Annotated in this window: 21 protein-coding genes; 19 read left to right on the forward strand and 2 right to left on the reverse strand. The window is 65.6% G+C overall.

Annotation, left to right across the window (positions count from 1 at the left end; all coding sequences use genetic code 11):
* Positions 1-295: 295 nt before the first annotated feature.
* From ACN5KJ_RS02675 to ACN5KJ_RS02760, 18 genes are all read left to right on the forward strand, one after another.
* Entirely contained in the window at positions 296-643 is a 348-nt protein-coding gene (locus tag ACN5KJ_RS02675) for a hypothetical protein (RefSeq protein ID WP_347167446.1), read from the forward strand.
* Positions 644-747: 104 nt separating this feature from the next.
* The gene (locus tag ACN5KJ_RS02680) at positions 748-1,140 is read left to right on the forward strand and encodes a DUF5333 domain-containing protein (RefSeq protein WP_418591951.1); all 393 of its coding nucleotides are present in this window, start codon (positions 748-750) and stop codon (positions 1,138-1,140) included.
* Between the two features lie 220 nt (positions 1,141-1,360).
* Entirely contained in the window at positions 1,361-3,385 is a 2,025-nt protein-coding gene (gene nuoG, locus ACN5KJ_RS02685; RefSeq protein ID WP_418591952.1) for an NADH-quinone oxidoreductase subunit NuoG, read from the forward strand.
* Positions 3,386-3,433: 48 nt separating this feature from the next.
* Positions 3,434-3,787 (forward strand): hypothetical protein, encoded by a 354-nt coding sequence (locus ACN5KJ_RS02690; protein ID WP_347168051.1) that lies wholly within the window; start codon positions 3,434-3,436, stop codon positions 3,785-3,787.
* Between the two features lie 7 nt (positions 3,788-3,794).
* The gene (gene nuoH / locus ACN5KJ_RS02695; RefSeq protein WP_418591953.1) at positions 3,795-4,832 is read left to right on the forward strand and encodes an NADH-quinone oxidoreductase subunit NuoH; all 1,038 of its coding nucleotides are present in this window, start codon (positions 3,795-3,797) and stop codon (positions 4,830-4,832) included.
* A gap of 137 nt (positions 4,833-4,969) precedes the next feature.
* Entirely contained in the window at positions 4,970-5,335 is a 366-nt protein-coding gene (locus ACN5KJ_RS02700; RefSeq protein ID WP_418591954.1) for a hypothetical protein, read from the forward strand.
* Entirely contained in the window at positions 5,335-5,829 is a 495-nt protein-coding gene (nuoI, locus tag ACN5KJ_RS02705; protein WP_418591955.1) for an NADH-quinone oxidoreductase subunit NuoI, read from the forward strand. Before ACN5KJ_RS02700 ends, nuoI begins: the two co-directional genes overlap by 1 nt.
* Before the next feature lie 69 nt (positions 5,830-5,898).
* Positions 5,899-6,306 (forward strand): carboxymuconolactone decarboxylase family protein, encoded by a 408-nt coding sequence (locus tag ACN5KJ_RS02710; RefSeq protein ID WP_206564876.1) that lies wholly within the window; start codon positions 5,899-5,901, stop codon positions 6,304-6,306.
* The gene (locus ACN5KJ_RS02715; RefSeq protein WP_023849385.1) at positions 6,303-6,905 is read left to right on the forward strand and encodes an NADH-quinone oxidoreductase subunit J; all 603 of its coding nucleotides are present in this window, start codon (positions 6,303-6,305) and stop codon (positions 6,903-6,905) included. Before ACN5KJ_RS02710 ends, ACN5KJ_RS02715 begins: the two co-directional genes overlap by 4 nt.
* Positions 6,902-7,093, forward strand: a complete 192-nt coding sequence (locus ACN5KJ_RS02720; RefSeq protein WP_347167451.1) for a hypothetical protein — start codon at positions 6,902-6,904, stop codon at positions 7,091-7,093. The genes ACN5KJ_RS02715 and ACN5KJ_RS02720 overlap by 4 nt, the downstream gene beginning before the upstream one ends.
* Before the next feature lie 182 nt (positions 7,094-7,275).
* Positions 7,276-7,581, forward strand: coding sequence for an NADH-quinone oxidoreductase subunit NuoK (gene nuoK, locus ACN5KJ_RS02725; protein ID WP_023849383.1), 306 nt, complete (start codon positions 7,276-7,278; stop codon positions 7,579-7,581).
* A 4-nt stretch (positions 7,582-7,585) separates the two neighbouring features.
* Positions 7,586-7,732: a hypothetical protein gene (locus ACN5KJ_RS02730; protein WP_347167452.1), complete on the forward strand. Its 147-nt coding sequence runs from the start codon at positions 7,586-7,588 to the stop codon at positions 7,730-7,732.
* Between the two features lie 12 nt (positions 7,733-7,744).
* The gene (gene nuoL, locus ACN5KJ_RS02735; protein WP_418591956.1) at positions 7,745-9,904 is read left to right on the forward strand and encodes an NADH-quinone oxidoreductase subunit L; all 2,160 of its coding nucleotides are present in this window, start codon (positions 7,745-7,747) and stop codon (positions 9,902-9,904) included.
* A complete protein-coding gene (locus tag ACN5KJ_RS02740) occupies positions 9,904-11,481 on the forward strand; it encodes an NADH-quinone oxidoreductase subunit M (protein WP_418591957.1) in 1,578 nt (525 codons plus the stop codon). The genes nuoL and ACN5KJ_RS02740 overlap by 1 nt, the downstream gene beginning before the upstream one ends.
* Positions 11,482-11,493: 12 nt before the next feature.
* Complete coding sequence (gene nuoN / locus ACN5KJ_RS02745; RefSeq protein WP_418591958.1) at positions 11,494-12,936, forward strand: NADH-quinone oxidoreductase subunit NuoN; 1,443 nt, start codon at positions 11,494-11,496, stop codon at positions 12,934-12,936.
* 75 nt (positions 12,937-13,011) lie between these two features.
* Positions 13,012-13,746, forward strand: a complete 735-nt coding sequence (locus ACN5KJ_RS02750; protein WP_418591959.1) for a biotin--[acetyl-CoA-carboxylase] ligase — start codon at positions 13,012-13,014, stop codon at positions 13,744-13,746.
* Positions 13,747-13,772: 26 nt separating this feature from the next.
* Positions 13,773-14,546, forward strand: coding sequence for a type III pantothenate kinase (locus ACN5KJ_RS02755; protein WP_418591960.1), 774 nt, complete (start codon positions 13,773-13,775; stop codon positions 14,544-14,546).
* 5 nt (positions 14,547-14,551) lie between these two features.
* Entirely contained in the window at positions 14,552-16,219 is a 1,668-nt protein-coding gene (locus ACN5KJ_RS02760) for a ribonuclease J (protein ID WP_418591961.1), read from the forward strand.
* 72 nt (positions 16,220-16,291) lie between these two features.
* On the opposite strand, the gene ACN5KJ_RS02765 is transcribed toward ACN5KJ_RS02760, so the two are convergent.
* Positions 16,292-16,531 (reverse strand): PilZ domain-containing protein, encoded by a 240-nt coding sequence (locus tag ACN5KJ_RS02765; protein WP_418591962.1) that lies wholly within the window; start codon positions 16,529-16,531, stop codon positions 16,292-16,294.
* Positions 16,532-16,694: 163 nt separating this feature from the next.
* Between ACN5KJ_RS02765 and ACN5KJ_RS02770 the strand changes: the two genes are divergently transcribed.
* The gene (locus ACN5KJ_RS02770) at positions 16,695-17,120 is read left to right on the forward strand and encodes an OsmC family protein (RefSeq protein WP_418591963.1); all 426 of its coding nucleotides are present in this window, start codon (positions 16,695-16,697) and stop codon (positions 17,118-17,120) included.
* Positions 17,121-17,224: 104 nt separating this feature from the next.
* Here ACN5KJ_RS02770 and ACN5KJ_RS02775 read toward each other — a convergent pair whose 3' ends face one another.
* On the reverse strand, positions 17,225-18,655 hold the full coding sequence (locus ACN5KJ_RS02775; protein WP_347167456.1) for a DEAD/DEAH box helicase: 1,431 nt from the start codon (positions 18,653-18,655) through the stop codon (positions 17,225-17,227).
* Positions 18,656-18,805 lie beyond the last annotated feature (150 nt).

Consider the following 18,805-nt stretch of genomic DNA (forward strand, 5'->3'; position numbering starts at 1 on the left):
GTCCTCGCGGTCCGTTCCGGGCCTGCCTCCGGCAATGTCGTCCGGGGTCTCGGGGGTCCGCCTGTCGGTGACGCGGTCGCACTGGGCTTCGGCGATCCCCGGACAGGGCGGGGCGGTGACGGCCTCTGGTCGCGTTGGCTCTGTCACGGCGCCGGAAAATCCCCGGCGCCGCGCGGCGGGTCCGGGGATTTCCCCCTGTGCGGCTTGACCTTGGGCCGCGCAGGGGAGAGAGTGCGCCGGCGCAGCACCGGGCTGCCGCAATCGAAGCGTTGAGCGCGAAGGGAACGAACAAGCCATGGTGCGCGTGATCTGTCTTTTGCTGATGGTGGTCTCTGTGGCGGGCTGCGGGCGTCTTGGTTTCGGCCAGGGCTCGAAGCCGCTGTTCGACGGTCAGCGCTACAACAGCACCGCGCGGGCGGTTGCCCGGTCGGACCGGCAGAACTTCGTCGCCACCGCGCGCCCCGTTGCGAAATCGCTGGAAGGCGCCATCGCCGCCGCCGAATACGAAGGCATCCGCCACTGCATCACCTTCTACGGCACCTCGGACATCGATTGGCGGGTGGGGCCGGACACGCCGCGCTCTTCGCTGCCGATCACGAAGAACACGGTGACGCTGCGCGGGTCCTGCCGCGATGCCGGCTGATCGGGGAATTTCCGCCGAAAAGCACAAGTCGGGGGTCCGGTTATTGAATAGCCGGCGCGTGTGACCTTCATTCAGGGGGACGTCCAATCCAAAGGAGCACCCCAATGCGCCTGATTCCCGCCGCCCTGATCCTTGCCATGACGGCTGTCCAAGCGCAGGCCAAGCCGCCACTGCGCGATGTGCCCGAGATCGACAACGGCCTCATGGCCATCGCGATCGCTGACGAGATCCGCAAGAAATGCGACGGCATCGAGCCGCGCCTTGTCCGGGCCATGTCACAGCTCAACACCCTGAAGGGGATGGCCAGGGACATGGGGTACTCCAACGACGAGATCGACGACTACGTAACATCGAAGGCGGAGAAGGAGCGTATGCGCAAGAAGGCCGAGGCCTATCTGTCCAGTCAGGGCGTCAATGCCAAGGATCGCGCGGCGCTGTGTGCCTATGGCAAGGCCGATATCGCGCGCGGCGGGCCGGTGGGCAGCTTCCTGCGGTGAGGCCCTGTATTTCCGACTGATTTAATCGGGAATTACCGCATTCTTTTCAAATCGTTAAATTGCGCGGGTGCGGGTCGTCCGCACCCGCGCCCGCGTCGATTTTTCCCGCTTTTGGGCGGTCGCGCATCTGGTATCGGACAGGGATGCGCGGTAGAACGCCCTCGACCGCGGCTCATCTGCGGATGAGCGCTGCCAGCCATGGAACTGGAAAGGCGCCAGCATGTCCGATTTGCGCAAGATCAACATCGACGGAATCGAGTTGGAAGTGGATGGCGCCATGACCCTGATTCAGGCCTGCGAGCAGGCCGGGATCGAGGTGCCGCGTTTCTGCTACCACGAGCGTCTGTCGATTGCGGGCAACTGCCGCATGTGCCTTGTCGAGGTCGTGGGCGGCCCGCCGAAGCCCGCCGCCTCTTGTGCGATGCAGGTCCGCGACCTGCGTCCCGGCAAGGACGGCGAGCCGCCGCAGGTCAAGACGAACTCTCCGATGGTCAAGAAGGCCCGCGAAGGGGTGATGGAGTTCCTGCTCATCAACCACCCGCTGGATTGCCCGATCTGCGATCAGGGCGGCGAATGCGACCTTCAGGATCAGGCCATGGCCTATGGCGTCGACTTCTCGCGCTACCGCGAGGCCAAGCGCGCCGTCGACGATCTGGATCTCGGCCCGCTGGTCGAAACGCATATGACGCGCTGCATTTCCTGCACCCGCTGCGTGCGCTTCACGACAGAGGTCGCGGGCATCACCCAGATGGGTCAGACCGGGCGCGGCGAGGATGCCGAGATCACCTCTTACCTGAACCAGACGCTCGATTCCGAACTGCAGGGCAATATCATCGACCTCTGCCCGGTGGGGGCGCTGGTGTCCAAGCCCTATGCCTTCACCGCCCGCCCGTGGGAACTGACCAAGACAGAGACCGTCGACGTGATGGATGCGCTAGGCTCTTCGATCCGCGTGGACACCAAGGGGCGCGAAGTGATGCGGATCCTGCCGCGCAACCATGACGGCGTGAACGAGGAATGGATTTCCGACAAGACGCGCTTTGTCTGGGACGGGCTGCGCCGCCAGCGACTGGACCGGCCCTATGTGCGCGAGAATGGCAAGCTGCGCCCCGCCACATGGCCCGAGGCGCTGGAAAAGGCCGCCGGGGCGATCAAGGGCGCCAAGAGCCTTGCCGGGATCGTCGGCGATCTGGCCCCGGTCGAGGCGGCCTACAGCCTCAAGCAGATGGTCGAGGGGCAGGGCGGCGTGGTCGAGTGCCGCACCGATGGCGCCAAGCTGCCCGCGGGCAACCGCTCGGCCTATGTCGGGACGGCCCGCATCGAGGATATCGACGAGGCGACTGGCATCCTGCTGATCGGCTGCAACCCGCGTGTCGAGGCGCCGGTGCTGAACGCCCGCATCCGCAAGGCTTGGGCGCGCGGCGCGCAGGTCGGCGTGATCGGGCCGGTCGCGGATCTGACCTATGACGTCCAGGGCTTCGGCACGGACCGCAAGGCCTTGGCCGACCATCTGGAGCTCGCGCGCAGCGAGCCTGTGGGCGAGGGAGAGCGCGGCATCGTCATCGTCGGGCAGGGCGCCCTTGGCGAGGCGGACGGCGCGGCGGTGCTGGCCATGGCGATGCAGATCGCCGAGGCCCGTCAGGCCAGGCTGCTGATCCTGCACACCGCCGCCGCCCGGGTTGGCGCCTTGGATGTGGGCGCGGCGACAGAGCGTGGCATGGAAGCCGTCGCCGAGGCGGATGTAATCTACAACCTCGGCGCCGACGAGGTCGAGATAGCCCCGGGTGCCTTCGTCATCTACCAGGGCTCGCATGGCGACCGGGGCGCGCATCGCGCCGACGTGATCCTGCCCGCCGCCGCATGGACCGAAGAGCACGGGCTTTTCGTGAACACCGAAGGCCGCCCGCAACTGGCGCTGCGCGCCGGGTTCGCGCCGGGTGAGGCCAAGGAGAACTGGGCCATCCTGCGCGCGCTCTCTGCCGAACTGGGCGCGGCGCTGCCTTGGGACAGCCTTGCGCAGCTGCGGCAGGCGCTGGTGAAGGACGTGCCGCATCTGAAGAAGATCGACGCGGTGCCGGAAAACGCCTGGCAGCCGCTCGACGCGGGTACGCTGGGCGATGCCAGTTTCCGCACCGCCATCGCGGATTTCTACCTGACCAACCCCATCGCCCGGTCGTCCGAGGTCATGGCTGACCTCAGCCGCCGGGCCAAGGCGCGCGCGGAAGCCCCGCTTGCGGCGGAATGAGTGAGCGTTTCCAGATCCATAGCGGCGCTGGTATCGGCCTGCGCGCTTCTGGCCTGCGAGGCAGAGCCGGTGCCGCGGGACAGCCTGCCCTTCACCCCGGTCTACGAGGGCGTGGAAACGCGACTGCTGGACGGGGATCTCGTCAGCTTCCTTGTGTCGATGCGCGGCGCGCGCGACCCGGAGGACGTCGAACGCTACGCGGAATGCGCGGCGGCGCAATATGCGATCATTCGCGGCTACGGTTTTGCGCGGCATCTGCGCACGACGGTCGCGGAAGAGGCTGGCCTCTGGCGCGGCGATGCGGTCTACACGATCTCGGCCGCGCTGCCCGCGGGGCTGAAGACAATCGACGCGGAGGTCACCGCCTTGGCCTGCGCGGAAAGCGGAATACCGATGGTGTGAGGACCTGATGGACACATTTTTCTCCACGCCCCTGGGCACCTTCGTGATCATCCTTGCGCAATGCCTTGCGGTGCTGGGCTTCGTCATGATCTCGCTGCTGTTCCTCGTCTACGGCGACCGCAAGATCTGGGCGGCGGTGCAGATGCGGCGCGGCCCGAACGTGGTGGGCACATGGGGCCTGCTGCAATCGGTGGCCGATGCGCTGAAATACGTGGTCAAGGAAGTGGTGATCCCGGCGGGCGCCGACCGCACCGTCTTCATCCTCGCGCCGCTGACCAGCTTCGTGCTGGCGGTGATCGCCTGGGCGGTGATCCCCTTTGCCGACGGCTGGGTGATCTCGGACCTCAACGTCGCCATCCTCTATGTCTTCGCCGTCTCCTCGCTGGAGGTCTACGGCGTGATCATGGGCGGCTGGGCCTCGAACTCGAAATACCCCTTCCTCGGCTCGCTGCGCTCTGCCGCGCAGATGATTTCCTACGAGGTTTCCATCGGGCTGATCATCATCGGCGTGATCCTCTCGACCGGCTCGATGAACTTCGGTGACATCGTCAAGGCGCAGGACACAGGATGGGGCTTCTTCGGCTGGTACTGGCTGCCGCATTTCCCGATGGTTTTCCTGTTCTTCATCAGCGCGCTGGCGGAAACCAACCGCCCGCCCTTCGACCTGCCAGAAGCGGAATCGGAACTGGTGGCGGGTTACCAGGTCGAATACTCGGCGACACCCTTCCTGCTGTTCATGGCGGGCGAATACATCGCGATCTTCCTGATGTGCGCGCTGACCACGCTGCTGTTCTTCGGTGGCTGGTTGTCGCCCATCCCGGGCCTGCCGGACGGTGCGCTGTGGATGGTCGCGAAGATGGCCTTCTTCTTCTTCCTCTTCGCCATGGTGAAGGCGATCACCCCGCGCTACCGCTATGACCAGCTGATGCGCATCGGCTGGAAGGTCTTCCTGCCGCTCTCGCTGGCCTGGGTCGTCGTGGTGGCCTTCCTGGCGAAATTCGAGGTGCTCGGCGGCTTCTGGGCCCGCTGGGTGGTGGGAGGCTAGGCCTTGGGTCCGACAGCGACACGCATGGTCTGCCGCACTGGCGCCCCGGCCTTTCCCGAGAAGGGGCGGGCGTTCGGTGCTATGCTGTGCAGAGGGGCGGGCCTGACGTCCGTCGCCTCTGACATGGGAGAACCCCGATGAGCGACCTCAAGAATGCGATCCTCGACGCGAAATACATCGACATGATCGAATTGGGCGATTTCGTCGTCCGCGACACCGGCCTGCCGGATGTGGACAGCGACGGCAACCTGATGCCGCAGGCGACAGAGATCGCCGCCGCCCTGTTCCGCTGGGCCGCCGACGTTCAGGCCACCGAGGCGAAGAAAGCCGCCGGGGCCCCGGCGCGGCCGGAGCAGGACGCAGAGCAGCCGATGCAGGCGCCCGGCGCCGGCACCGGGTTTCAGGAATACGACGCCAACGGCGATCCGCTGATGGACGCCTCCGAGGCCGAGCGCCTCGAGGCCCGGACGCAGGGCGCGGCGCAGACACAGGGGAGTTCTTGATGGCTACCATGGATTACGGCCGTGCCGCGAAATACTTCCTGCTCGCGGACTTCGTGAAGGGGTTCCAGCTGGGCCTGAAATACTTTTTCTCGCCCAAGGCCACGGTCAACTACCCGCATGAAAAGGGCCCGCTGAGTCCGCGTTTCCGCGGCGAGCATGCCCTGCGGCGCTACCCCAACGGCGAGGAACGTTGCATCGCCTGCAAGCTTTGCGAGGCGATCTGCCCGGCGCAGGCGATCACCATTGACGCCGAACCGCGCGACGACGGCTCGCGCCGCACGACGCGCTACGACATCGACATGACCAAATGCATCTACTGCGGCTTCTGCCAGGAGGCCTGCCCGGTCGATGCCATTGTCGAGGGTCCGAACTTCGAGTTCTCGACCGAGACCCGCGAGGAACTGTTCTACGACAAGCAGAAACTGCTTGAGAACGGCGACCGCTGGGAGGCCGAGATTGCCCGCAACCTCGAACTGGACGCCCCCTACCGATGACCCACGACGCAAAAATCTTCGAAGATTTTTGCCATGGATTTTCCAAAATCCATGGTCGGGAGAGCCGCGATGTCTGACGCCAAGACCCCCTTCGAGCTGATGATGCAGCAGGCGCAGGAGATGGCCAAGGCCTTCAACCCGGCGCTCTCCTCCTTCGATCCCAAGGGCTTTGAAAAGCTCTGGCCGACCATGTCCAAGGACGCGATGGAGATGTGGTTCGGCAAGGGCATGTCGCAATCCGGGCTGGACGCCAAGACGCGGCTGCTTCTGACCATCGCGGGCATGACCATGCAGGGCGCGCAGGCCGAAACGCCCTTCCGCATGGCGGTGCGCCACGCGCTCGAGGCGGGCGCCACCGACGAGGAAGTGGCCGAGACCATCGCGCAGATGTCGATGTTCGCGGGCATTCCCGCCATGACCCGGGCCATGGACCTTGCGCGCGAGGTCATGACAGACCGAAAGGACGACGAAACATGACCGTCTTTGCCTTCTATCTCTTTGCGATCGGTGCCATCGCGGGCGGGCTGTTCACCGTCGTCAGCCGCAACCCGGTGCATTCGGTGCTCTGGCTGATCCTCGCCTTCCTGTCGTCTGCGGGGCTCTTTGTCCTGATGGGCGCCGAGTTCGTGGCCATGCTGTTGGTCATCGTCTACGTCGGCGCGGTCGCGGTGCTGTTCCTCTTCGTGGTGATGATGCTGGACGTGGATTTTGCCGAGCTGAAGGCCGAGATGGCGAAATACATGCCGCTCGCGCTGCTGATCGGGCTGGTGATCCTGATGCAGCTGGTCATGGCCTTCGGCGCATGGGACGCCTCGGACATGGCCGAGGCGCAGCGCGCCGCGCCCATCGGCACCGAGATGCACAACACGCAGGCCCTGGGCATGTTGCTGTATGACCGCTACTTCCTGCTGTTCCAGCTGGCCGGGCTGATCCTGCTGGTGGCGATGATCGGGGCCATCGTGCTGACGCTGCGCCACCGTCAGGATGTGAAGCGCCAGGACGTGCTGGCGCAGATGTACCGCGACCCGGCCAAGGCCATGGAGCTGCGCGACGTCAAACCGGGGCAGGGGCTGTGAGCGCATTCTTCGACTTCATGCTGTCGCCCGCAGGGCTGGCGGCCTATGCGGCCTTCTGGGCCTTCAAGCTGACACTGGGCGCATGGCTGCTGCGGCGGGCGATGCGGCTGGTGCCCGTGCATGTGCGCGAGGGCTGGCGCAGCCGAATGCCCGGCTGGCGGCTTCTGCGGCGCGGGCGGCTGCCGTGAACGCAGACCGCTGGACAGCGGTCGCGGTGGGCATCGTGACGGCGGTTCCGGTGGCCTGCGGCGACTTCGGCGGCTAGGCCGCCACGAAACGCGGCCTTTCAGGGGCGCGCAAGCAAGGGACCGGCGAACCGGCCCCTGACGGACAAGACCACAAATCGGGCGGAGCGGCCCGAGGGGGACAGATGATCGGACTGGAACATTACCTGACGGTGGCGGCGGTGCTTTTCGTCATCGGCATCTTCGGGCTTTTCCTGAACCGCAAGAACGTGATCATCCTGCTGATGAGCATCGAGCTGATGCTTCTGGCGGTGAACATCAACCTCGTGGCCTTCTCGACCCATCTGGGCGATCTGGTGGGGCAGGTCTTCACGCTGTTTGTGCTGACCGTCGCCGCCGCCGAGGCCGCCATCGGCCTTGCGATCCTCGTCTGCTTCTTCCGCAACCGTGGCACCATTGCGGTTGAAGACGTCAACGTGATGAAGGGTTAAGCCGATGATCACCAACGTTGGTCTGCCGGGTTTCATGCTTCTGATTGGAGGAACACCCGCAAATGCGATCGCATGGGCTGCCCCCAAGTTCATGATGCTGCCCTATCCCGATCCGCAGCTTTTGTTGCTGATTTCAATGATCGCGGGCTGAGAGGACAATACCATGGAAACCATCATCCTCTTCGCGCCCCTGCTGGGCAGCCTGATCGCGGGCTTCGGCTGGCGCTTCATCTCGATCCGGGGCGCGCAATGGGTCACCACCGGCCTGCTGTTCCTCGCCTGTGCCTTCTCGTGGATCGTCTTCCTGACCCACGGGCCGGAAACGCAGCAGATCCCGGTGATGCGCTGGATCGAAAGCGGCACGCTGTCGACCGAGTGGTCGATCCGGCTGGACCGCCTGACCTCGATCATGCTGATCGTCGTCACCACGGTCTCGGCGCTCGTGCACCTGTACTCCTTCGGCTACATGGCCCATGACGAGAACTTCAAGGAGGGCGAGGAAAGCTACAAGGCGCGCTTCTTCGCCTACCTGTCCTTCTTCACCTTCGCCATGCTGATGCTGGTGACCTCGGACAACCTCGTGCAGATGTTCTTCGGCTGGGAGGGCGTGGGCGTCGCCTCCTACCTGCTGATCGGCTTCTACTACCGCAAGCCTTCGGCCAATGCGGCGGCGATGAAGGCCTTCATCGTCAACCGGGTCGGCGACTTCGGCTTCCTGCTTGGGATCATCGCGCTGTTCTACCTCACGGATTCGGTGCGCTTCGACGATGTCTTTGCCGCCGTGCCCGAACTGGCGCAGACGCAGATCACCTTCCTCTGGACCTCGTGGAACGCGGCAGAGCTGGTGGCGGTGCTGCTGTTCATCGGCGCCATGGGCAAGTCGGCGCAGCTGCTGCTGCACACATGGCTGCCCGACGCCATGGAAGGTCCGACGCCGGTTTCGGCGCTGATCCACGCGGCCACCATGGTGACGGCGGGCGTCTTCCTTGTCTGCCGCATGTCGCCGCTGATGGAGTTCGCGCCGCACGCCACCATGTTCATCACGATCCTCGGCGCGACCACCGCCTTCTTCGCGGCGACCGTGGGTCTGGTGCAGAACGACATCAAGCGTGTGATCGCCTATTCGACCTGTTCGCAGCTGGGCTACATGTTCGTGGCGGCGGGCGTCGGCGTCTACTCGGTCGCCATGTTCCACCTCTTCACGCATGCCTTCTTCAAGGCGATGCTCTTCCTCGGTGCCGGGTCGGTCATCCACGCGATGCACCACGAGCAGGACATGCGGAACTACGGCGGGCTGCGGAAGAAAATCCCCTACACCTTTGCCGCGATGATGGTCGGCACGCTGGCCATCACCGGTGTCGGCATCCCGCTGACCCACATCGGCTTTGCCGGCTTCCTGTCCAAGGATGCGGTGATCGAGAGCGCATGGGCCGGCACGGCGGGGGGCTATGCCTTCTGGATGCTGGTGATCGCGGCGCTCTTTACCTCGTTCTATTCGTGGCGCCTGATGTTCATGACCTTCTACGGCGAGCCGCGCGGCAACAAGCACAAGCATGAGCACGCGCATGAAAGCCCGACGGTCATGCTGGTGCCCCTGGGCGTGCTGGGTCTGGGTGCGGTCTTCTCGGGGATGGTCTGGTACGGCTCCTTCTTCGGGGACCACGACCGGGTGAACGCCTTCTTCGGCATTCCCGCGCATCACGCCGAGGCCGCCGAGCAGGGCGCAGGGGCGGAGCATGGCGACGGGGCCGAGCACGCGGAGCTGGCCGAGGGCGCAGTGCCCGCAGCGGATGGTGCCGAGGCGGTCGATCCGTCCGGCGATCACGCGACGCTGGCCGACGGCACCCATGCCGCGCTGCCCGCCATGGCACCCGAGGGGGCGATCTACATGGCCCCCGACAACCACGTCATGGACGAGGCGCACCACGCGCCCACATGGGTCAAGATCAGCCCCTTCATCGCCATGCTGATCGGTCTGGTGACGGCCTATATCTTCTATATCGTGAACCCGGCGCTGCCCAAGCGCCTGGCCGAAAGCCAGCGCCCGCTGTACCTGTTCCTCCTGAACAAGTGGTATTTCGACGAGATCTATGACTTCCTCTTCGTGCGGCCTGCCAAAAGCCTTGGCCGCATCCTGTGGAAGCGCGGCGACGGCGATGTCATCGACGGCGGGATCAACGGGATTGCCATGGGCATCGTGCCCTTCTTCACCCGTCTCGCGGGGCGCGCGCAGTCCGGCTATATCTTCACTTACGCTTTCGCCATGGTGATCGGCATCGCCGTCTTCATCACCTGGATGACCATGACCGGGGGGGCGCACTGATGGGCAACCTACTTTCCATCGTCACCTTCCTGCCCGCCCTTGCGGCGCTGATCATGGCGCTGTTCCTGCGCGGCGGGGACGAGGCGGCAGACCGCAATGCCCGCTGGCTGGCGCTGATCACCACGACGGCGACCTTCCTGATCTCGCTGTTCATCCTGTTCCAGTTCGACCCCTCCGACACCGGCTTCCAGATGGTGGACGAGGCGGACTGGCTTCTGGGCATGAAGTACCGCATGGGCGTCGACGGCATCTCGGTGCTCTTCGTGATGCTGACGACCTTCATGATGCCGCTGACCATCGCGGCCAGCTGGGGTGTGACGACCCGGGTGAAGGAATACATGATCGCCTTCCTGCTGCTGGAAACGCTGATGCTGGGCGTCTTCATGGCGCTGGACCTGGTGCTCTTCTACCTCTTCTTCGAGGCGGGCCTGATCCCGATGTTCCTGATCATCGGCATCTGGGGCGGCAAGAACCGCATCTACGCAAGCTTCAAGTTCTTCCTCTACACCTTCCTCGGCTCTGTGCTGATGCTGGTGGCCATGGTGGCGATGTATACCGAGGCGGGCACCACCTGCATCGGCGCCTGCGGCGAGGGCCAGACCGCGCTGCTGACGCACAGCTTCGACAGCGGCACCTTCAGCCTGTTCGGCATCCAGATCATCGGCGGCATGCAGACCATGCTGTTCCTGGCCTTCTTCGCCAGCTTCGCGGTGAAGATGCCGATGTGGCCTGTGCATACATGGCTGCCCGACGCCCACGTTCAGGCGCCGACCGCCGGGTCGGTGGTGCTGGCGGCGATCCTGCTGAAGATGGGCGGCTACGGCTTCCTGCGCTTTTCGCTGCCGATGTTCCCGGTCGGGTCCGAGGTCATGGCGCCGCTGGTCCTGTGGATGTCGGCCATCGCCATCGTCTACACCTCGCTCGTGGCGCTGGTGCAGGATGACATGAAGAAGCTGATCGCTTATTCGTCGGTGGCCCACATGGGCTACGTGACCATGGGGATCTTTGCGGCGAACCAGCAGGGCGTCGACGGGGCGATCTTCCAGATGATCAGCCACGGCTTCATCTCGGGGGCGCTGTTTCTCTGTGTAGGCGTGATCTACGACCGCATGCATACCCGAGACATCGACGCCTACGGCGGCCTGGTGAACCGGATGCCGGCCTATGCGCTGATCTTCATGCTGTTCACCATGGCCAACGTCGGCCTGCCGGGGACGAGCGGTTTCATCGGCGAGTTCCTGACGCTGATGGGGATCTTCCAGGTCAACACCTGGGTCGCCGCCGTCGCGGCGCTGGGGGTGATCCTGTCGGCGGGCTATGCGCTGTGGCTGTATCGCCGCGTGGTCATGGGCGATCTGATCAAGGAAAGCCTGCGCACCATCAAGGACATGACGACCCGCGAAAAGGCGATCTTTGCACCGCTGGTGGTCATGACGATCTGGATGGGGGTCTACCCGGCGCCGATCCTCGACCGCATCGGCCCCTCGGTCGAAGCGCTCTTGAGCCAATACGACGAGGCGGTTGCCGCCGCCGATCTTTCGCCCGCGACCACGCAGGTCGCGGATGCGGACCACTGAGGAGAGGGCGCAATGCTGACGGCTGATCTCAATATCATCCTGCCGGAAATCCTGCTGTCCATCTATGCCATGGTGGCGCTGGTCGCGGCGGTCTACACCGGCAAGGACAAGGCGGCGCCGCTGCTGGTCTGGCTGACCTCGGGGCTGTTCCTCGCGGTGGCCTTCTGGATCGGGACAACCGGCGAAGGCACGCGCACCGCCTTTGGCGGCATGTTCAACGACGACGGTTTTGCGCGGTTTTCCAAGATCGTGATCCTGGTGTCCGCCGCCTGCGTGCTGCTGATGTCCGAGGGCTACATGGCAAGACGCGGGTTGTTGCGCTTCGAATACCCGCTGCTGATCGCGCTGGCCGCGGTGGGCATGATGATGATGGTCTCTGCGGGCGACCTGATGGCGCTTTACATGGGGCTCGAACTGCAATCGCTGGCGCTTTACGTCGTCGCGGCGCTGCGCCGGGACAGCGCCAAGTCGACCGAGGCGGGGCTGAAGTATTTCGTGCTGGGCGCGCTGTCCTCGGGCCTGCTGCTTTACGGCGCCTCGCTGGTCTACGGCTATGCCGGCACGACGCTGTTCTCGGGCATCATCGCCACGGCCTCTGACGGGGAGATCTCCATCGGGCTGCTGCTGGGGCTGGTGCTGCTGATCTCCGGCCTCGCGTTCAAGGTCTCTGCCGTGCCCTTCCACATGTGGACGCCGGACGTCTACGAGGGCTCGCCCACGCCGGTCACCGCCTTCTTCGCCACCGCGCCCAAGGTTGCGGCCATGAGCCTGTTTGCCCGCGTGATGTTCGACGCCTTCGGCACCGTCACCTCGGACTGGGGGCAGGTGGTGGCGCTTCTGTCGCTTCTGTCGATGTTCCTTGGCGGGGTGGCGGCAATCGGGCAGCGCGACATCAAGCGGCTGATGGCCTATTCCTCGATCGCCCACATGGGCTATGCGCTGATGGGGCTGGCCGCGGGCACCGCGCTGGGTGTGCAGGCCATGCTGATCTACATGGCGATCTACGTCACCATGAACGTCGGCACCTTCGCCTTCATCCTCTCGATGGAGCGGGACGGCCACCCCGTCACGGATATCGAGGCGCTGGGGATGTATTCGAGGAAAGAGCCGGGCAAGGCGCTGGCCATGCTGGTGCTCTTGTTCTCGCTGGCCGGTGTGCCGCCGCTGGTGGGCTTTTTCGGCAAGCTCTACGTGCTGCGTGCCGCCTATGACGCCGGGCTGGCCTGGCTTGCGGTGGCGGGCGTGGTGGCCTCGGTCATCGGCGCCTTCTACTACCTGCGGATCGTCTACTACATGTATTTCGGCGAGGACCGCGAGGATGCGCTGGACGGCGGGCGGTCGCCGGTGCTGACGGGCTTCCTGATGGCCTCGGCGATCATCATGGTCGCGGGCGTGGTGAACCTCTTCGGGATCGAGGGCGCGGCGCAGGCCGCGGCGGTGACGCTTGTCCGATAGGGCTGCACGGGTCGCGGCGGCAGGAGCCTCCGGCGGAGGGTATTTTTGCCAAGAAGAAGCCGGGGGCCGGTCCTGATGGGCTGGCCATCGGGCTATGGGCGGCGGGTGCTGGCGGAGGTCGACAGCACCAATGCCGAGGCCGCGCGGCTGGCCCCCGGGCTGGTCGGGCCCGAGTGGATCCTGGGCCTGCGGCAGACTGCGGCGCGCGGGCGGCGCGGGCGCGGCTGGGTCATGCCCGCGGGCAATTTCGCGGCGACGCTGGTGGTGCGGCTGGACGAGCCGCCGGACCGGGTTGCGCTGCGGTCCTTCGTGGCGGCGCTGGCGCTATACGACGCGCTGGAGGCGGTGACGGGCACGGCGGCGGGCCTTGCGCTGAAGTGGCCGAACGATGTGCTGATGAACCACGGCAAGGTGGCGGGCATCCTGCTGGAGGGGCTGGGGCAGGGCGCGCTGGCGGTGGGTATCGGGGTGAACCTGGTGGCCGCGCCCGAGGCCGCAGAGGTCGAGAGCGGCGCCGTCCTGCCGGTGTCGGTGCTGGCGGAGACCGGCGTGCGCGTGACACCCGAGGCGCTGCTGGAGGCCCTGGCCGTGGCCTGGGCCAGCCTCGAGGAGCGTCTGGTAACCTATGGTTTCTCCCCGATCCGCGAGGCCTGGCTGGCGCGGGCCGCGCGCCTGGGTGAAGAGATCACCGCGCGGACCGGGCGCGAGACCCTGACCGGAACCTTCGAGACGGTGGACGAGGCCGGTCGACTTGTCCTAAAGACGCCCAAGGGCCGCGTGGCCATCGCTGCCGCGGACGTCTTCTTCTGAACCCACCTGCCTGAATCGGGACGCCCATGCTTCTTGCCATCGACTGCGGCAATACCAACACCGTTTTCTCGATCTGGGACGGTGAACGCTTCATTGCGACCTGGCGCACCTCGACGGAACACCGGCGCACGGCGGACCAGTATTACGTCTGGCTGTCGACCCTGATGGAGTTTCAGGGCATCGAGGCGGATATCACCGACATGATCGTGTCCTCGACCGTGCCGCGCGTGGTCTTCAACCTGCGGGTTCTGGCGGATCGCTACTTCAACACCCGGCCGCTGGTGGTGGGCCGCCCCGACTGCCTGCTGCCCATCGACGTGCGTGTCGATGCGGGCACGCAGGTCGGCCCGGACCGGCTTGTGAACACGGTGGCGGGCTACAGCCTGTGCGGCGGCGACCTGATCATCGTGGATTTTGGCACCGCGACGACCTTCGACGTGGTGGATCACGACGGCGCCTATGTCGGCGGCGTGATCGCGCCCGGCGTGAACCTGTCGCTGGAGGCGCTGCACCAGGCCGCCGCCGCACTGCCGCATGTGGACATATCCCGCCCGCAGGGGGTTGTGGGCACCAATACGGTGGCCTGCATGCAGTCGGGCATCTTCTGGGGTTACGTGGGTCTCGTGCGCGAGATCTGCGACCGCATCAAGGGCGAGCGCGACCGCCCGATGCGGGTGATATCGACGGGCGGGCTGGCGCCCCTATTCCAGCAATCGGCGGACCTTTTCGATGAGTTCCGCGAGGATCTGACGATGCATGGGCTGACCGAGATCCATAAATACAACAGCTTACAGGATTGAGGCACATGAGCGACAACAGACTGATCTACCTTCCCCTCGGCGGTGCCGGGGAAATCGGCATGAATTGCTACGTTTACGGCTACGGCAAACCGGGCGAAGAGCGCCTGATCGTCGTCGACATCGGCGTGACCTTCCCGGACATGGACACCACGCCGGGCGTCGACCTGATCATCCCCGACATCAGCTGGCTGAAGGAGAACCGCCACCGGATCGAGGCGGTGCTGATCACCCACGCGCATGAGGACCACGTCGGCGCCGTGGGCCACACCTTCGAACAGCTGGGCGCGCCGATCTACGCGCGGGCCTTCACCTCGAATATCGCGCGGCACAAGCTGGCGGAATACGGGGTCGAAGGGAAGGCCGTGCGCACCGTGTCGGCCTGGCCGGAAACCGTGACGCTGGGGCCCTTCACCGTGGGCTTCCTGCCGATCTCGCACTCGATCCCCGAAAGCTCGGGGCTGGTGATCGACAGCCCCGCGGGCCGCGTCATCCACACCGGCGACTTCAAGCTCGACCGCACGCCGCTGGTGGGCGAGGCCTGGGATCCCGAGCTTTGGGCCGAGGTGTCGAAGGACGGGGTGAAGGCGCTGGTCTGCGATTCGACCAACGTGTTCTCGCGCCATCCCGGCCGGTCCGAGGCGACTGTCGGCCCGGCGGTGGAAAAGCTGGTGGCCGAGGCAAAAAGCATGGTCGTGGCCACCACCTTCGCGTCGAACGTGGCGCGGGTGAAAACGCTGGCCGAGGCGGGCGACCGCGCGGGCCGGTCGATCTGCCTTCTGGGCCGCGCCATGCGGCGGATGATCGAGGCGGCGGTCGAGACCGGCGTCTTGTCGTCCTTCCCCAAGGTGATCGGGCCCGAGGATGTGACGTCGATCCCGCGCGAAAACGTCATGCTGCTGGTCACCGGCAGCCAGGGCGAGCGCCGGGCCGCGTCGGCGCAGCTGGCGCGCGGCAAGTACAATGGCATCGAGCTGCAGGAGGGCGACCTCTTCCTGTTCTCCTCCAAGACCATCCCGGGCAACGAACGGGACGTGTTCCGCATCATGAACCAGCTGTCCGAAAAGGGCGTCGACGTGGTCGATGACGGCATGGGCGATTACCACGTTTCGGGGCACGCCAACCGGCCGGACCTTGAGACCGTGCACGACGTGGTGCAGCCGCAGGTCGTGGTGCCCATGCACGGCGAACACCGGCACCTGCGCGAACACGCGCGCATCGCCTCTGCCAAGGGGCGCAAGGGGGTGCTGGCGGTCAACGGCATGATGATCGACCTTTCCGGCAATGAGCCCAGGGTGGTCGAATACATCGAGACCGGGCGCACCTACCTCGATGGCTCTGTGCAGATCGGCGCGCTGGACGGCATCGTACGCGACCGCATCCGCATGGCGCTGAACGGGCATGTGATCGTGACCGTGATCCTGGACGAGGACGACCAGCCGCTGGGCGAGCCCTGGTGCGAGACCATGGGCCTGCCCGAGATGGGGCGCAGCCATGCGCCGCTGGTCGACGTTCTGGAAGAGGATCTGTCGCAGTTCATGGGCCGGGCCGGGGACAAGACCCTGACCGACGACGACAAGCTGGAAGAGGGGCTGCGCCGCGTCACGCGCCAGAGCACCCTGAACGAGATCGGCAAGAAGCCCGAGGTCACGGTTGTCGTCAGCCGCCTGAGCTGAGCCGCGACGCAGGGCTGCCGAACCGCGCCGCCAGCGGGTAATAAGGGGCGGCGCGGACGGCCTGCGCCAAGTCTAACTGCACCCCCGGCGACGGGCGGATCTTCCTCCGCTGGATGCCGGGGTCTGTGCGTAGCCTATCGCTGCAAAGCCGGAGGCCGGGCCTGCGGAAGGGCGCGGTGCGACCGACAGCCTTGCGCCCCGGGCCGAGATGTCGCGGACCCTGCAGGGGCAGTCGAACCCCTCCTGACTGGCCTGCGCCCGGAGCGGGGCGGGGCAGCGTACGAAGGCGCGAACGTAGGCTGAACCAAACACGTCATGAAGCGTTTCCTGTTGCGGGGCAGGCCGCGTGGCGCAAGGCTTGCACGGCCTGTCTTAACAAATCGCGAAGTCTGACGCGGCTGGGGGAACTCGGGCCACGCGGGCCACGTTCCTTCTGTATCGCGTTTGTCGCGAAATGGACAAAAGGAGCAAGACCATGATCACGAAAGCCGGTTCCGCGAAATGGATGGGTGGCCTCAAGGACGGCAAGGGCACCGTCTCGACCGAAAGCACGGCTTTGAAGGATCAGCCCTACGGCTTCAATACCCGGTTCGAAGGGCAGGCGGGCACAAACCCCGAAGAACTGATCGCCGCCGCCCATGCCAGCTGCTTTTCCATGGCACTGTCGATGATCCTGGGGCAAAGCGACCTGACACCGGAAGAGATCTCGACGACGGCCAAGGTGTCGATGGACAAGGACGGCGAGGGGTTCGCCGTGAAGAAAAGTCACCTGACGGTGGCCGCCAAGGTCCCCGGTGCGTCGGAGGAAGACTTCATGAAGGCGGCAGAGGCGGCCAAGGCCGGCTGCCCGATCTCGAAGCTGCTGAACTGCGAGATCACGATGCAGGCCACGCTGGCCTGATGGTACGCGTAATCCCGGGTGCGTCGGGATGTTGGGTTCTACAATGGTAGCGATTGCCCGGCGCCGGGTGACGAGGGGACGCCCTTGGCGGCCCCTCCGACCTGTCAGGAGGCGCGACGCTCGTCGAAGCTGAGCGCGATGAACTCGGGCATGTGATCGCCCATGCCCACGACATTGCTGCCGCCGCCGCGGCGGTCGCCGCGCTCGGGCCGGTCATTGCGGACCGACCGGTCACCCCGATCTGCGCGCGGGCTGCGCTCGGGGCGGTCGTTGCGCGGCTCGTCCTTGCGCGACCGGCTGCGGGTGCGCGACCGCGAGCGGCTTTCGCCCTCGTCGCTGCGGGCCTCGGGCTTTTCTTCCGGTTCGGCGGCGGGCGCGGGGGCGCTCTTCACCGGGTTGTCGATACGCGGGATTTCCTTCTGGATCAGCTTTTCGACCGCTTCGAAATACTTCTCGTCGCGCGGCGTGCTGATGGTGAAGGCCTTGCCGGACCGTCCGGCGCGCCCGGTGCGTCCGATGCGGTGGACGTAGTCCTCGGCATGGCTGGGCACATCGAAATTGAAGACGTGGCTGACCGCCGGAATATCGAGGCCCCGCGCCGCCACGTCAGAGGCGATCAGCAGACGCACCTCGCCGTTGCGGAAGCCGTCGAGCGTCTTCATCCGGGTCGACTGGTCAAGGTCGCCATGAATCGGCGCGGCGTTATAGCCGTATTTCTTCAGCGACTTGGCGACCACGTCCACATCGACCTTGCGGTTGCAGAAGATGATCGCGTTGGTGCAGGCCTCGCCTTCCTGGTCGATCAGCGCGCGCAGCACATTGCGCTTTTCGGTGCCTTCGCGGTCGCGGCGCGACGGCTTGAAGACAACGGCGCCCTGTTCGATGGTCTCGGAGGCGGTGGCCTGGCGCGCCACCTCGATCCGTGCCGGGGCCGACAGGAAGGTATTGGTGATGCGCTCGATCTCGGGCGCCATGGTGGCCGAGAAGAACAGGGTCTGCCGGGTGAAGGGCGTCAGGCTGAAGATGCGCTCGATATCGGGGATGAAGCCCATGTCGAGCATGCGGTCGGCTTCGTCGACCACCATGATCTCGATGCCGGTCAACAGCAGCTTGCCGCGCTCGAAATGGTCTAGCAGGCGGCCGGGCGTGGCGATCAGCACGTCGACGCCCTTGTCGATCAGAATGTCCTGTTCCTTGAAGGACACGCCGCCGATCAGCAGCGCCTTCGTCAGCTTCACGTATTTGGAATAGGTGTCGAAGTTCTCGGCGACCTGCGCGGCCAGTTCGCGCGTGGGGCACAGCACAAGGCTGCGCGGCATCCGGGCGCGGGCGCGGCCACGGGCCAGCTTGCAGATCATCGGAAGGGTGAAGGAGGCGGTCTTGCCGGTGCCGGTCTGGGCGATCCCCAGAACGTCCTTGCCTTCGAGGGCATGGGGAATGGCGCCTGCCTGAATCGGCGTCGGCGTCTCGTATCCCGCCTCTTCGATGGCTTTCAGGACTTTGGGGCTGAGGTTCAGGTCAGAAAATTTTGTCATGTGTGTCCGTAGTTTGCGGACACTGGTGGCCTGGCCCGCACATCTGTCAGGGGGCGGACCCGGCTGGCCCGGCGTGAAGTCGCTTGATACCCCGTGGCGGCGCTATAGGGAAAAACCCCGGAAAGGTCAATCCGTGCGTGATCACAGCGC

The sequence above is a fragment of the Ponticoccus sp. (in: a-proteobacteria) genome (assembly GCF_048381735.1).

Excerpts from the sequence above, each read along its gene's own strand:
- nuoN (WP_418591958.1), top strand. The coding sequence starts at position 11,494 with ATGCTGACGGCTGATCTCAATATCATCCTGCCGGAAATCCTGCTGTCC.
- ACN5KJ_RS02730 (WP_347167452.1), top strand. The coding sequence starts at position 7,586 with ATGATCACCAACGTTGGTCTGCCGGGTTTCATGCTTCTGATTGGAGGA.
- nuoI (WP_418591955.1), top strand. The coding sequence starts at position 5,335 with ATGGCTACCATGGATTACGGCCGTGCCGCGAAATACTTCCTGCTCGCG.
- ACN5KJ_RS02775 (WP_347167456.1), bottom strand. The coding sequence starts at position 18,655 with ATGACAAAATTTTCTGACCTGAACCTCAGCCCCAAAGTCCTGAAAGCC.
- ACN5KJ_RS02715 (WP_023849385.1), top strand. The coding sequence starts at position 6,303 with ATGACCGTCTTTGCCTTCTATCTCTTTGCGATCGGTGCCATCGCGGGC.
- nuoK (WP_023849383.1), top strand. The coding sequence starts at position 7,276 with ATGATCGGACTGGAACATTACCTGACGGTGGCGGCGGTGCTTTTCGTC.
- ACN5KJ_RS02740 (WP_418591957.1), top strand. The coding sequence starts at position 9,904 with ATGGGCAACCTACTTTCCATCGTCACCTTCCTGCCCGCCCTTGCGGCG.
- ACN5KJ_RS02755 (WP_418591960.1), top strand. The coding sequence starts at position 13,773 with ATGCTTCTTGCCATCGACTGCGGCAATACCAACACCGTTTTCTCGATC.
- ACN5KJ_RS02710 (WP_206564876.1), top strand. The coding sequence starts at position 5,899 with ATGTCTGACGCCAAGACCCCCTTCGAGCTGATGATGCAGCAGGCGCAG.
- ACN5KJ_RS02680 (WP_418591951.1), top strand. The coding sequence starts at position 748 with ATGCGCCTGATTCCCGCCGCCCTGATCCTTGCCATGACGGCTGTCCAA.
- nuoG (WP_418591952.1), top strand. The coding sequence starts at position 1,361 with ATGTCCGATTTGCGCAAGATCAACATCGACGGAATCGAGTTGGAAGTG.
- ACN5KJ_RS02750 (WP_418591959.1), top strand. The coding sequence starts at position 13,012 with ATGGGCTGGCCATCGGGCTATGGGCGGCGGGTGCTGGCGGAGGTCGAC.
- ACN5KJ_RS02760 (WP_418591961.1), top strand. The coding sequence starts at position 14,552 with ATGAGCGACAACAGACTGATCTACCTTCCCCTCGGCGGTGCCGGGGAA.
- ACN5KJ_RS02675 (WP_347167446.1), top strand. The coding sequence starts at position 296 with ATGGTGCGCGTGATCTGTCTTTTGCTGATGGTGGTCTCTGTGGCGGGC.
- nuoH (WP_418591953.1), top strand. The coding sequence starts at position 3,795 with ATGGACACATTTTTCTCCACGCCCCTGGGCACCTTCGTGATCATCCTT.
- ACN5KJ_RS02700 (WP_418591954.1), top strand. The coding sequence starts at position 4,970 with ATGAGCGACCTCAAGAATGCGATCCTCGACGCGAAATACATCGACATG.
- ACN5KJ_RS02770 (WP_418591963.1), top strand. The coding sequence starts at position 16,695 with ATGATCACGAAAGCCGGTTCCGCGAAATGGATGGGTGGCCTCAAGGAC.
- nuoL (WP_418591956.1), top strand. The coding sequence starts at position 7,745 with ATGGAAACCATCATCCTCTTCGCGCCCCTGCTGGGCAGCCTGATCGCG.